General features: G+C 64.2%; 12 protein-coding genes. 4 read left to right on the plus strand and 8 right to left on the minus strand.

The genetic code is table 11. The features are described from left to right. Positions 1-88: 88 nt before the first annotated feature. From QBK88_RS17270 to QBK88_RS17290, 5 genes are all read right to left on the minus strand, one after another. A complete protein-coding gene (locus tag QBK88_RS17270; RefSeq protein WP_277962988.1) occupies positions 89-2,899 on the minus strand; it encodes an FAD-binding and (Fe-S)-binding domain-containing protein in 2,811 nt (936 codons plus the stop codon). After that, entirely contained in the window at positions 2,896-3,567 is a 672-nt protein-coding gene (locus QBK88_RS17275) for a lactate utilization protein (RefSeq protein ID WP_277962989.1), read from the minus strand. The genes QBK88_RS17270 and QBK88_RS17275 overlap by 4 nt, the downstream gene beginning before the upstream one ends. Then, the gene (locus QBK88_RS17280) at positions 3,564-5,021 is read right to left on the minus strand and encodes a LutB/LldF family L-lactate oxidation iron-sulfur protein (protein WP_277962990.1); all 1,458 of its coding nucleotides are present in this window, start codon (positions 5,019-5,021) and stop codon (positions 3,564-3,566) included. Before QBK88_RS17280 ends, QBK88_RS17275 begins: the two co-directional genes overlap by 4 nt. Beyond that, the gene (locus QBK88_RS17285) at positions 5,018-5,842 is read right to left on the minus strand and encodes a (Fe-S)-binding protein (protein ID WP_277962991.1); all 825 of its coding nucleotides are present in this window, start codon (positions 5,840-5,842) and stop codon (positions 5,018-5,020) included. Before QBK88_RS17285 ends, QBK88_RS17280 begins: the two co-directional genes overlap by 4 nt. A 94-nt stretch (positions 5,843-5,936) precedes the next feature. Next, positions 5,937-7,631 (minus strand): lactate permease LctP family transporter, encoded by a 1,695-nt coding sequence (locus QBK88_RS17290; RefSeq protein ID WP_277962992.1) that lies wholly within the window; start codon positions 7,629-7,631, stop codon positions 5,937-5,939. A gap of 163 nt (positions 7,632-7,794) precedes the next feature. On the opposite strand from QBK88_RS17290, the gene QBK88_RS17295 reads away from it, so the two are divergent. Next, positions 7,795-8,562 (plus strand): GntR family transcriptional regulator, encoded by a 768-nt coding sequence (locus QBK88_RS17295; protein WP_277962993.1) that lies wholly within the window; start codon positions 7,795-7,797, stop codon positions 8,560-8,562. 98 nt (positions 8,563-8,660) lie between these two features. Here QBK88_RS17295 and smpB read toward each other — a convergent pair whose 3' ends face one another. Continuing rightward, complete coding sequence (gene smpB, locus QBK88_RS17300) at positions 8,661-9,143, minus strand: SsrA-binding protein SmpB (RefSeq protein ID WP_008373856.1); 483 nt, start codon at positions 9,141-9,143, stop codon at positions 8,661-8,663. Positions 9,144-9,294: 151 nt separating this feature from the next. Between smpB and QBK88_RS17305 the strand changes: the two genes are divergently transcribed. Next, positions 9,295-9,729 carry a type II toxin-antitoxin system RatA family toxin gene (locus tag QBK88_RS17305; RefSeq protein WP_268145742.1) on the plus strand — a complete coding sequence of 145 codons (435 nt, stop codon included), beginning with the start codon at positions 9,295-9,297 and terminating at the stop codon, positions 9,727-9,729. Next, complete coding sequence (locus QBK88_RS17310; protein ID WP_277962994.1) at positions 9,722-10,030, plus strand: RnfH family protein; 309 nt, start codon at positions 9,722-9,724, stop codon at positions 10,028-10,030. Before QBK88_RS17305 ends, QBK88_RS17310 begins: the two co-directional genes overlap by 8 nt. A 40-nt stretch (positions 10,031-10,070) precedes the next feature. Here the strand turns inward: QBK88_RS17310 and QBK88_RS17315 are convergent, their stop codons facing one another. Further along, positions 10,071-10,595 (minus strand): outer membrane protein assembly factor BamE, encoded by a 525-nt coding sequence (locus tag QBK88_RS17315; RefSeq protein WP_277962995.1) that lies wholly within the window; start codon positions 10,593-10,595, stop codon positions 10,071-10,073. 98 nt (positions 10,596-10,693) lie between these two features. Between QBK88_RS17315 and fur the strand changes: the two genes are divergently transcribed. Continuing rightward, positions 10,694-11,098 (plus strand): ferric iron uptake transcriptional regulator, encoded by a 405-nt coding sequence (gene fur / locus QBK88_RS17320; RefSeq protein ID WP_158154920.1) that lies wholly within the window; start codon positions 10,694-10,696, stop codon positions 11,096-11,098. 95 nt (positions 11,099-11,193) lie between these two features. On the opposite strand, the gene recN is transcribed toward fur, so the two are convergent. Beyond that, positions 11,194-12,870, minus strand: coding sequence for a DNA repair protein RecN (recN, locus tag QBK88_RS17325; protein ID WP_277962996.1), 1,677 nt, complete (start codon positions 12,868-12,870; stop codon positions 11,194-11,196). Between the last annotated feature and the right edge of the window lie 123 nt (positions 12,871-12,993).

Consider the following 12,993-nt stretch of genomic DNA (forward strand, 5'->3'; position numbering starts at 1 on the left):
CGAGCTTCGCCCGGCCCTACAGGCCGGGCCGGGGATTGGGGCCAACCCTGTGGGACCGGGCGAAGCTCGGGAAAAGCACACCGCGGTCTCAGAGCGCACGCGGCCGGGTAACGCGGTCCACCAGGTAGACAAGGCTGTGGTAGTCGATGCCGCTGTGGCTGCTCAGGCCTATTTCGCAGGTGCGGCTGGTGGAGATGCCTTCTTCGCAGTACTGCACGGCGTTTTTGAGGGTGCGCAGGGCGTGGTCGTTGAGCTCGGGGGTGGTGAAGCCTTTGTCGCCGGCGAAGCCGCAGCAGTGGATGCCTTCGGGAATGACTACCTGGGTGCTGCAGCGCCGCGCCAGGTCGATGAGGGCCTGGCTTTCGCCCAGGTGCTGGGTGCTGCAGGTGACGTGCACGGCGATCGGCGTGGCCTGGGGGGTGAAGACCAGTTTGTCCATGAGGTGGGTGCGAATGAAGCGCACCGGGTCGTAGAGGTCCAGGCGGGTGTCGGCCAGGTCTTGCACCAGGCGCAGGGTGCAGGGGCTGGTGTCGCAGTAGATGGGGTCCAGGCCGCCGCGGCTGGCGGTGAGAAGCGCGGCGATCAGTTCCTGGCGTTTGTGTTCGGCCTGCTCGGCGTAGCCTTTGGAGGCGAAGGGTTGGCCGCAGCAAAGGCTGTCCTGGTTTTCCGGGAACACCACCTGGTAGCCGGCTTTTTCCAGCAGGCCGCGGGTTTTGTCCAGCAGGGACATTTGTTCCCGGTCGCTGGCGGCGGGGCCCATGACGCGGGACACGCAGGCGGCCAGGTACACCACGCGCGGGCGGGCGTCGGTGACCGCTGGGGTGAAGCGGATGGAGTTTTCCGGTTGCGGCATGGCCGGGGTCCATTGTGGCACGCGACCTTTGCTGGCGCGGGTGAGGCGGGCGGACAGGCTGGCCAGGCGCGGGGCGCCCAACAGCATGCGGGCGCCGTTGGCGGCGTGCAGGGTGAAGCGCGCGCCGTTGAGGGCGGTAGCGAAGTGCTCGCCCAGCCAGGTGGCGGTTTTCTGGTGGTGGGCGGCCTGGGCGCGCAGTTTTTTCACCAGTTCGCCGGTGTTGATGCCCACCGGGCAGCGTTGGGCGCACAGGCCGGTGGCGGCGCAGGTGTCGATGCCCTGGTATTGGTAGTCGTGTTCGAGTGCCGTGGTGTCGATGCCGGCGCGTTTTTTTGCCTGGATGTCGCGCCACATCACGATGCGCTGGCGCGGGCTGAGGGTCAGGCCTTTTGAGGGGCACACCGGTTCGCAGAAGCCGCACTCGATGCATTTGTCGACGATGTCGTCGGCCGCGGGCATGGGCTTCAGATTTTTCAGGTGAATGTGTGGGTCTTCGCTGAGGACCACGTCGGGGTTGAGGATGCCGGTGGGGTCCAGCAGGCGCTTGAGTTGCCACATCAGCTGGTAGGCGTCGTGGCCCCATTCCAGTTCCACGAAGGGCGCCATGTTGCGGCCGGTGCCGTGTTCGGCTTTCAGCGAGCCGCCGAATTCCACGGCCACCAACTGCGCCACGTCGTCCATGAAGGCTTGGTAGCGCGCCACTTCTTCGGGGTTGTTGAAGCCCTGGGTGAAGACGAAGTGCAGGTTGCCCTCCAGGGCGTGGCCGAAGAGGATGGCTTCGTCGTAGCGGTGTTTTTCGAACAGGGCGATCAGGCGGTTGACGCCGATGGCCAGTTGTTCGACGGGGAAGGTGACGTCTTCGATGATGACCGTGGTGCCGGTCTGGCGCACGGCGCCGACGGCGGGGAAGGTGTCTTTGCGGATGGCCCACAGGCGGGCGTTTTCCACCGGGTCTTCGCTGAAGTCGACTTGGCGTTCCACTGGGAACGGCGCCAGGCTGGCCATGATCTGCGCCAGTTGTTCGTGCAGCAGCACTTGGCTGGCGGCGCGGGATTCGATCAGCAGGGCGCAGGCGCCGTCGGACAATTCCCGCACGAAGGCGGGCATGCCTTTCATGCCTTGTACCGAGCGCAGGCTGCGGCGGTCCAGCAGTTCAACGGCGGCGACCGGTTGGGTCTTGAGCACGGTGACGGCGTTGCAGCAGGTTTCCACGTCGGGGAAGACGATCAGTGCCGAGGCCTTGAAGGGGTGATCGATGACGGTGTCATAGGTGACCGCGCTGATGAAGCCCAGGGTGCCTTCGCTGCCCACCAGCAGGTGGCTGAGGATATCCAGGGGGTCGTCGTAGTCCACCAGAGCGTTGAGGGACAGGCCAGTGGTATTTTTCAGGCGGTATTTGTGGCGGATGCGCACGGCCAGTTCGCTGTTGGCGCGGGTCTCGCGGCCCAGCTCGGCCAGCCTGTCCAGCAGTGCGCCGTGGCTGGCGCGGAAGGCGGCGACGCTGGCCGAGTCTTCGCTGTCCAGGCGGGTGCCGTCGGCCAGTACCAGGCGGATGCCCGCCAGGGTGTGGTAGGTGTTTTGCGCGGTGCCGCAGCACATGCCGCTGGCGTTGTTGGCGACGATGCCGCCGATCTTGCAGGCGTTGATGGAGGCCGGGTCGGGGCCTATCTTGCGCCCGAACGGCGCGAGCCAGGCGTTGGCCTGGGCGCCGATGACGCCGGGCTGCAGGCGGATCTGCGTGCCCTGGCCGCGAATTTCGCGGCCGTTCCAGTTGTCGCCCAGCACGATCAATACCGAGTCGCTGATGGCTTGGCCGGACAGGCTGGTGCCGGCGGCGCGAAAGGTGACGGGCACCTGTTCGCGATGGGCGAGGGTGAGCAGGGCGACCACTTCGTCTTCGGACTCCACCCGCACCACCAGCTTGGGGATCAGCCGGTAGAAGCTGGCGTCGGTGCCAAAGGCCAGGGTGGACGTGGGGTCGTCGAAGCGGCGCGCCGCCGGGATCAGTTGGCAGGCTTCACGCAGGAACGCAGCAGGCAGGCTCATTGGTCCTCCAGAATCAGTACCACCAGGTCTTTGGGGCCGTGGGCGCCGTAGGCCAGTACCTGTTCGATGTCGGCGGTTTTCGACGGGCCGGACACCAGCAGGGCGTTGGTGGGCATGCCGCCCGCCCAGTTGAACTGCCGTTGCACCTGGTAGAAGTTGTCGTGGATCTCGCTGGCCTTGAGCAGGGCGAAATGCACCGGCGGCACCAGGCTCATCAGCCGCGGTTCTTCGCGGGTGGGCCACAGGATCAGGCTGCCGGTGGCGGCGATGGCGCCCAGGGTGCTGGTGAGGCTGGCGGCGGTGTCGTTGAACAACTCGGCTTTCCAGGCTTCCACGGGGCGGTCGTAGGCTTTGAGCGCTGGCAGGTCGGCTTGGTTCTGCCAGTGTTCGCTGATGCGTTGGCCGTGGGCAGTGCCAGGGGCGATCAGCAGGTTGGGCAGTTGCCGGTCGCGCAGCAGTTGCGCCAGCAGCGCGGGCCAAGCGGCGTCGGTGGTCAGGTGGATTTCCGTGTGCACGGCTTCCATCAGTTTGCGCAGCTGGGCGATGCGCTCGCCTTGTGGATAAGTCCACGGGCGAGTGACCAGGCCCTCGTCGAAGTTATCCACAATGGGCGTGGTGCCAATCAGGCTATTGCGCAGTTTGGCCAGGATGTTCTGTTTGGCGCTCATGGGCGGCCTCCCTGTTGGGCCAGATGCTCGCGGGCCATGTCGTGCAGCGAGCGGGCGGCGGGTTTCGGCGCGCTATGGTTTTGCGTCCAGGGGCCGACGTGCTTCGGCGTCAGGTGGCGCAGGCGCGTGGCGAAAAAACTGAAGGCTTTATAGAGCATTGGGTGACGGTTGAGGGTGGCCCAGGCGTTCCAGATCACGCGTTCCTTGCGCGAGTATTTGCTGCCTTGGCCGCGCATGACCGGATGGGGGCTGTCGGGGGCTTTGACGTTTTCTTCGCGCAAGCGGCGCAGCAACGCCGGGATGGGGATTTTCACCGGGCACACTTCACCGCAGGCGCCGCACAGCGACGAGGCGCTGGGGTGGTCTGGCACCTTGGCCAGGCCGACCATGTGCGGGGTGATGATCTTGCCGATGGGGCCGGGATACACCTCGCCGTAGGTGTGGCCGCCCACGCGGGTGTACACCGGGCAGTGGTTCATGCAGGCGCCGCAGCGAATGCAGTTGAGGGTCTGGCGCAGTTCGCCGTCGGCGAAGGCCTGGCTGCGGCCGTTGTCCAGCAGCACCAGGTGCACTTCCTGGGGGCCGTCGCGCTCGTCGGGCTGGCGTGGGCCGCTGATCATGTTGACGTAGGTGGTGATGGGAATGCCCAGCGCCGAGCGGGTCAGCAGGGACAGCAGCGGCACCACGTCACGCAGGTTTTCGACGACTTTCTCGATGCCCGTGACGGCGATGTGCACCGGCGGCACGGTGGTGGACATGCGCCCGTTGCCTTCGTTTTCCACCAGCAGCAGGGTGCCGGTCTCGGCGACGGCGAAGTTGACCCCGGACACGCCGATGTCGGCCTCGAAGAATTTCTGCCGCAGTACCCGGCGGCCGATCTGGATCAACTGGTCGACGTCCTTCGTGTACTCCACGCCCAGTTTGTCATGGAACAGGCTGGCGACCTGGCCGGCGTTCTTGTGAATGGCCGGCATGATGATGTGGGACGGCTTCTCGTGGTCCAGCTGGACGATGTACTCGCCCATGTCGGACTCCAGGCATTCGATGCCGCGGGCCTCCAGGGCGTGGTTCATTTCCATTTCTTCGCTGACCATGGACTTGCCCTTGATCACCTGCTTGGCGCCATGGGCGTCGATGATCGACTGGACGATGCCGTTGGCTTGCTCGACTGTCTCAGCCCAGTGCACCTTGACGCCGTTGCGGGTGAGGTTGCGTTCCAGGGTTTCCAGCAGGTCAGGCAGTTTCGACAGGGCGCGGGCGCGCACGGCGTTGCCCAGGGCGCGCAGTTGTTCGCGCTCGTCCGGGTCGGCGAAGGCCACGGCGCGCTTGGTCATGAGCGAGTCCATGGCGCTGCGGAAGTTGCTGCGCAGTTGGGGATCGCCCAGGGCGGTGTGGGCGCGGCTGCGGAAGTCGTCGTCGATTTCCACGGCGGGGATACGGGCCTGGCTGTTCATCGGCCACCCCCGCTGCGTTGCCACAGGAAGGTCGCCAGGTGCTGGCCGCGCAAGGCCTCGCGTTGCTTCTCCAGGGCGCCGGTGATGTTCATCAGGCAGCCGCAGTCGGCGCTCAGCACATGATGGGCGCCGGATGCCTTCAGGTTGTGGGTCTTGTCGGCCACCATGGCGCCGGAAATGTCCGGCATGCGTACGCTGAATGTCCCACCGAAGCCGCAGCATTCGCTTTCATGGCTGTGCTCCACGCGCTCGACGTTGGTCAATTGCGCCAACAGCGCGCGGCCATGCAGGTGGGTGTTCATTTCCCGGCGTGCCGAGCAAGAGGTGTGCAGGGCCACCTTGACCGGTTGGCCGTTGTCCTTGAGCTGCACCTTGCACACGTGCAGGAGGAATTCGGCCAGCTCGAAGGTGCGTTCCGCCAGGGCCTGCACCTGTTCGAGGGTTTCAGGCTCGTCCTTGAACAGGTCGGCGTAGTGCTGGCGCAGCATGCCGGCACACGACCCGGACGGCACCACCACGGGCTGGTCGCCGGCGAACAGCGCCAGTTGTGCGCGCGCCACGGTTCGGGCCTGGTCGGTGTAGCCGCTGGTGTAGGCCGGTTGGCCGCAGCAGCTCTGGCCTTGGGGGAAGTCCACGCGGATGCCTTCGCGCTCCAGCAGGCGGATGGCGTCCATGCCGGCCTCGGGGTAGAACAGGTCGACCACGCAGGTACCGAACAGGTACACGCGGGCCGGTTTGCTCGCCGGGTACTGGCGCGGCTGGGGAATGGGCGGCGCCACACGGGTGGCATTCGGTACGGCGTTGTAGAAAAGCTCGCTCATCAGGCGTTGTCTCCGGGTGGGCCCGGTTATCCGGCCGCGGTGGGCCGGGGTTATCAGTACCGGCGCCGCCCAGGGCAGCGCCGGGCGTGTTGCATCAATGCACCAGCATGCCGGTGAACCAGTACGCCTGGGCCAGGGTGATCAGGCCGACGATGGTCGCGAAGAACAGGCTGTGCTTGAGGGTGAAGCGGAACAGGTCGGACTCCTTGCCTACCAGGCCGGTGGCGGCGCAGGCCACGGCAATGGACTGCGGTGAGATCATCTTGCCGGTCACGCCGCCGCTGGTATTGGCCGCCACCAACAGCGTGTCGCTGACGTTGATCTGGTGCGCGGTGGTGGCCTGCAATGAGCTGAACAGGGCGTTGGACGAGGTATCAGAACCGGTCAGGAACACCCCCAGCCAACCCAGGAACGGCGAGAAGAACGGGAACGCCGCGCCCGTCGCCGCCAGCACCAGGGCCATGGTGGAAGACATGCCCGAGTAGTTGGTGACGAAGGCAAACGCCAGCACCATGCCGATGGACAGGATGGGCCAGCGCAGTTCGTACAGGGTCTCCTTGAAAGTGGTCAGACCAATATGCGCCTTGATTTTCAGCACGGCCATGGAGATCAGCGCGGCCAGGAAGATCGCCGTGCCGGTGGCGGCGATGGGGTCCAGTTTGAACACCGCGGCGATGGGGGTAGGCGTGGCCGCGATGGGGGCGACCTTGATCACCAGTTGGTCCAGGTGCGGGATGGCGAAGTTGAACACCGTGGCGTACAACGCGCCGCCCGCGGCAAACATGGCCTTGAAGGGCTTGAGGGTCCAGAGGGTCACCAGCACGGTCAGGATCAGGAACGGCGACCAGGCCTTGAAGATCTCGCCAAAGCTGTAGGGTGAATCCAGTTGCACGCGGGGTTTGCCAAAGCCACCGACGCTGGCCACGGCCGCGGCGCCTTCGGCCGTGCCGGCGATGTGGTCGCCGGCGCTGCGGTGCGGTTGCCAGACCTTCAGGAACAGGGTCAGGGCAATCAGGCTGACGAGGGCCGAGGTGATGTCCGGCAACTCCGGGCCGATGAAGTTGGACGTGAAATACTGGGTGATGGCGAAGCTGCCACCCGCCACCAGGGCCGCCGGCCAGGTTTCACGCACGCCGCGCTTGCCGTCCATCATGAACACCAGCCAGAACGGCACGAACACCGACAGCAGGGGCAATTGGCGGCCGGCCATGGCGCCGATCTTGAAGGCGTCGATGCCGGTGACCTGGCCCGCGACGATGATCGGAATGCCCAGGGCGCCGAAGGCTACCGGGGCGGTGTTGGCGATCAGGCACAGGCCGGCGGCGTACAGCGGGTTGAACCCCAGGCCTACCAGCAGCGCGGCGGTGATGGCCACTGGCGCGCCGAAGCCGGCCGCGCCTTCCAGGAATGCACCGAAGCAGAAACCGATCAGCAATACCTGCAGGCGCTGGTCATCGGTGATGGACAGTACCGAGCTGCGGATGATCTCGAACTGGCCGCTCTTGACGGTCAGCTTGTAGAGGAACACCGCCGCCACGATGATCCAGGCGATGGGCCACAGGCCGTAGATGAAGCCGTAGCCGGCCGCGGCCAGGGCCATGTCGGTGGGCATGCCGAAGGCGAAGATCGCCACCAGCACCGCCAGTACCAAGGTGATGCTGCCCGCCACGTGGCCTTTGAGGCGCAGCACGGCCAGGGCGAGGAAAAAGAAAACGATCGGGATGACAGCGGCGAGCGCGGACAGGCCGAGGCTGCCGAGCGGGCTGTAGAGTTGTTGCCAGGTTTGCATGTGGGGTGGCCCCTAATTGTTGTTGGTCAGGCGTCGCACTAACATTGGCAAATTGGTCATACCAATTTACAATGCGCAAGTGCTAGGTTAGAGGCCCTGCTGTCAGTGTGTCAATTTGTCACCCTGATACTTTCGTCGTGGTGGGATGAGTGGAGAGGTAGTGATGGCGTTTGATCAGGTCCGGCAGCGTCGGTTGTCCGACGATATCGTCGAGCGGCTCGAAGGCATGATTCTGGAAGGCACCCTGCGTGCCGGGGAGCGGCTGCCAGCAGAGCGCGTGCTGGCTGAGCAGTTCGGGGTGTCGCGGCCGTCGTTGCGCGAGGCCATTCAGAAGCTGGTGGCCAAGGGCATGCTGATCAGCCGCCAGGGTGGCGGCAACTACGTGGTGGAAACGTTGGGGTCGACCTTCAGTGACCCGCTGATGCAGTTGCTGGAAAGCAACCCTGAGTCCCAGCGCGACCTGCTGGAGTTTCGCCACACGCTGGAGGCGTCCTGCGCCTTCTATGCGGCCAAGCGCGCTACCGAACTGGACCGTGAACGGTTGAAGGTGGCGTTTGAGGCGCTATTGGATTGCTACGCCCGGGAAGACCAGGTCACGCGTGCCGAAGAGGGCGCGGCCGATGCCAATTTCCACCTGGCCATCGCCGAGGCCAGCCACAACGCGGTGTTGCTGCACACCATTCGCGGGTTGTTCGACCTGCTCAAGCGCAACGTGGTGATCAACATTGGTGGGATGTACCAGCAGCGCAGTGAAACCCGCGACATGCTGATCAGTCAGCACCGCGAGTTGTACCTGGCCATTATCGAGGGGCGTGCGGAAGAGGCCCGAGAGATCTCCAGCCGTCACATCCTGTATGTGCAGGAAGTGCTCGACGAAGTCAGGCAGCAGGTGCAGCGCGTGGCACGGGCAGAGCGCCGCAAGGGGCTATGACGCTGTGGGGCCGGGTGAAGCCGGGAACAGGGCGCCTCGGTGCGCCGTGTTCTTTTCCCGAGTTTCGCCCGGTCCCGCAGGTATCGGCCCCTTGGTGACTACTCGTCCTTGCCCTTGGTGCGCACGGCGCGGTGCAATTCGCGGTCGGAATCACGCTCGCGCTCGGTATGGCGCTTGTCGTATTCCTTCTTGCCCTTGCCCAGCGCGATTTCGCACTTGATCAGGTGCTGCTTCCAGTACATGGACAGCGCCACGCAGGCATAGCCTTTCTGTTGCACCAGGGTGAACAGCTTTTCCAGCTCGCGCTTGTTGAGCAGCAGTTTACGGGTACGTACCGGGTCAGCGATGACGTGAGTGCTCGCCGCGGTCAAGGGCGTAATATGGCTGCCCAGCAGCCAGGCTTCGCCATCCTTGAGCAGGACGTAGCTGTCGATCAACTGCGCCTTGCCGGCACGCAGACTTTTTACTTCCCAACCGGACAGGACCAGACCGGCCTCGAACTTGTGCTCGATGAAGTAATCGTGTCGCGCCTTCTTGTTCTGCGCGATAGTCCCTTCGGGGTGTTTCTTTTGTTTGGCCATAGGGGCCGCATTATAGGCAGTCGCGGCGTTGTCGGCTACGGTGTATACGTGCTTGAGCCTGTGCGGGTTATCCCGGACAATGCGCGATCTTTTTTGATCACCTGGGCCTTGTTGTTGTCGACTGGAAGGCACCGGAGGAAATGACGCACTCATGACTACGCATATCCAACGTTCGGCCCTGCTGCCTTACCCCGCACAGGCCCTGTACGACCTGGTCAACGACGTGGCGAGCTACCCCAAGTTCCTGCCGTGGTGTTCGTCCAGCACAGTGCTCGAGGAAACTGACGTACTGATGCGCGCCAGCCTTGAAGTCGCCAAGGGCGGCCTTTCGCAGAAATTTGTCACGCGAAATGTACTGGTGCCGGGCAACACCATCGAAATGAACCTCGAGGAAGGCCCGTTCACCCAGTTGCATGGCCTGTGGGTGTTCAAGCCTCTGGGCGACAAGGCCTGCAAGATCAGCCTGGACATGTCGTTCGACTACGCCGGCTCCATCGTCCGTGCCACCTTGGGCCCGTTGTTCAACCAGGCGGCCAACACCCTGGTGGATGCTTTCTGCCAGCGCGCCAAGCAACTGTATGGCTGAGGCCATGGTCGAGGTCGAGGTGGTGTTTGCCGCCGTCGACCGGCAGGTGTTGTTGAGCGTTCAGGTGCCCGCGGGTTGCTCTGTTCGCGAAGCCGTGCAACGTTCTGGGATCGCCGAGCGGTTTCCCGAAGTGGCGTTGCTGGAGTGCCCTGTGGGCATTTTCGGCAAGGTGGTGGCCGATCCGGCTGCGCAGGCGGTAGAGGAGGGCGACCGTATCGAGCTGTATAGGCCCTTGGTCGCCGACCCGAAAGAGGTGCGACGAATGCGCGCAGCTAAAGCCAAGGCCGCCAGCGGCCCATGAAAAAGCCCGGCATGTGCCGGGCTTTTTTCTGACAGCCTGCTTACTGAGGGTTGGACTCGATAGGCGTAGGCGTTGGTACCGGGATAACCTTCACGTCGTCGACGCTGCGCTGGATCTGGTCCAGGGTTGAGCCCGGCTTGGCGGGTGCTTCCGGCGCCGGTTGGGCGGTGTTGTCCACTGGCGCGGCTGGCGCGGCACCTGGGGTGCCCAGGATGGTCTGGTCTTTGCTCACGCCGGGCATGAAATCACCGGACAGGCTGGCCAGTTGATCATTTTCATTGAAGAAAACGCTCATCCGTTCCTGCTGGCGTTCGCCGCCACCTGGCTGGATACTGTAGAGGTAATCCCAGCGATTGGCATGAAACGTATCGACCAGCAGGGGGTTGCCCATGATAAACCGTACTTGCCGGCGGGTCATTCCCGGGCGTAACTGGTCTATCATGTCCTGCGTGACGACATTGCCCTGCTGGATGTCGATTTTGTAAACCCCGGGGAATGAACAACCGGCGAGTGCGAGCAGTCCCACGAAGGTGAGGCTGAATAGCAAGTGCTTGGTGTTTTGCATCGGTGGGCGACTTCCACTATCTTGGCTGGGACAACGTAAACCCCGATCATACCCGCATTAAGAGAAGCTGCGAAGCAGCATCGGCGAGAAAGCTGACCATGGTTGAAAATAGCGAGTTACGAAAAGCCGGCCTCAAGGTGACCCTGCCTCGAGTCAAGATCCTGCAAATGCTTGACGGCGCAGAGCAACGCCACATGAGCGCCGAGGACGTCTACAAGGCACTGATGGAAGCAGGCGAAGATGTGGGCCTGGCCACGGTTTACCGTGTACTGACCCAATTCGAAGCGGCTGGCCTGGTGGTTCGTCATAATTTCGATGGCGGCCACGCTGTCTTCGAACTGGCCGACGGTGGCCACCACGACCATATGGTCGATGTGGACTCCGGCGAGGTGATTGAGTTCGTCGACAAGGACATCGAGGAACTGCAGCACGCCATTGCCGAGAAGCATGGCTATGAGCTGGTTGACCATAACCTGGTCCTGCACGTACGCAAGAAGAAGTAATCGACTGGCGTAACGAGCGAAGGCGACCCTAGGGTCGCCTTTGTGCTTTCTGGAGCGTGTCGCCAGCCCGTTGTGGCGCCGGGCGGCCGTGATCGTCAGCCGCAGCGGGCAGTGACGACCATCTTCTTGGCGTGCGCCAGCGATTCCTTGGTCAGGTCGATGCCGCCCAACATGCGTGCCACCTCTTCCACGCGCTCTCCTTTATTAAGGCTGGCCACCGCCGTGCGAGTCTCGTCACTGCCGCGCACCTTGTGCACGAACAGGTGGTGGTGCCCCTGGGCCGCTACCTGCGGCAGGTGGGTGACGGTCAGCACCTGGCCACGTTCACCCAGGCGGCGCAGCAATTGGCCGACGATTTCCGCGGTAGGGCCGCCGATGCCCACGTCCACTTCGTCGAACACCAGGGTCGGCACCCGCGAGGTCTGGGCGGTGATGACCTGGATCGCCAGGCTGATGCGCGACAGCTCACCCCCCGAAGCCACTTTCGCCAACGGTTTGAGCGGCTGGCCCGGGTTGGCGCTGACCAGCAGTTCCACTTGCTCCAGGCCGTGGGGTGCAAGCTCGTCGGTGCCGAGGGGGCGCAGTTCGATGGTGAAGCGCCCGCCGGGCATGCCCAGGCGCTGGATTTCCACTTCCACCGCCGCGGCCAAGCCGGTGGCCGCGTGCTGGCGCAGGCGGCTGAGCTCCTGGGCCTTTTCCTGGTAATGGCGCGCGTAGGCCGCCACTTCGTCGCCCAGGCGTTCGACGGATTCGTCGTTGGCGTTGAGTGTCTCGATCTCGTCCAGCAGCTTCTGTTGCAGCGCCGCCACTTCGGTGGGGTGGATGCGATGCTTGCGCGCCAGGGTATAGATGGTGTCCAGGCGCTCTTCCAGTTGCTGCAGGCGCGCCGGGTCAGCGTCGAAATGATCGAGGAAGCGGTTGAGCTCACCCACCGCTTCTTCCACCTGGATCTGCGCGCTGGACAGCATGCTGGCGGCCTCGCCCAGTGCGCGCGGGGCATTATGCACGGCGGTCAGGCGGTTGAGGCTGGCGGTCAGGGCGCTGAGCACATTGCCCGAGTCGTTTTCGCTGCAATGGTCGATGACCTGGCGGCAGATGCCGAACAGGGCCTCGGCGTTGGTCAGGTTCTTGTGTTCCTGCTCCAGCAGCTCCAGCTCGTTCTCGCCCAGGTTGAGGTTTTCCAGTTCCTCCAGCTGGTAGCTGAGCAACTGGTGGCGGGCGCGTTGTTCGTCGCCGGAATTCGACAGGCGGTCGAGCTCCTGACGGGTCTGGCGCCACTTGTGCGCGGCCAGCTGAACCTGGCGGGCCAGGTCGGTGGCGCCGGCGTATTCGTCCAGCAGGCGGCGGTGGGTGTCGGTTTTCAGCAGCGACTGGTGTTCGTGCTGGCTGTGGATGTCGATCAGCAGTTCGCCCAGGGCTTTCAGGTCGCCCAGGGGGCAGGGGGTGCCATTGATATAGCCACGCGAGCGGCCTTCAGCGGTGATGACTCGACGCAGAATGCACGGGCCGCTGGCGTCCAGGTCGCGTTCGTTGAGCCAGGTGCGGGCCTCGGGAATGTCCACCAGATCGAAAGTGGCGAGAATGTCGGCCTTGTCTGCACCCGGTCGAACTACGCCGCTGTCGGCGCGGTCACCTAGGGTAAGCCCCAGGGCGTCGAGCATGATGGACTTGCCCGCGCCGGTCTCGCCGGTGATCACGCTCATGCCGCGCGCGAGCTCCAGGTCGAGGTGTTCGACGATGGCGTAGTTGTGTACGGATAGGTGCACCAGCATGGGGCGGCTCCCGGGCTTAAAAGGTCTGGTTATTTATACAGTGTTTTTATTCGCGCTGACAATGCCCTCGTTTAGCACCATTGGCTCGCATGGCGGCTTTTTTAATCGCGCCGCGGCATTTGC

The organism is Pseudomonas sp. RIT-To-2, assembly GCF_029623465.1.
GTDB classification, from domain to species: domain Bacteria; phylum Pseudomonadota; class Gammaproteobacteria; order Pseudomonadales; family Pseudomonadaceae; genus Aquipseudomonas; species Aquipseudomonas silvicola.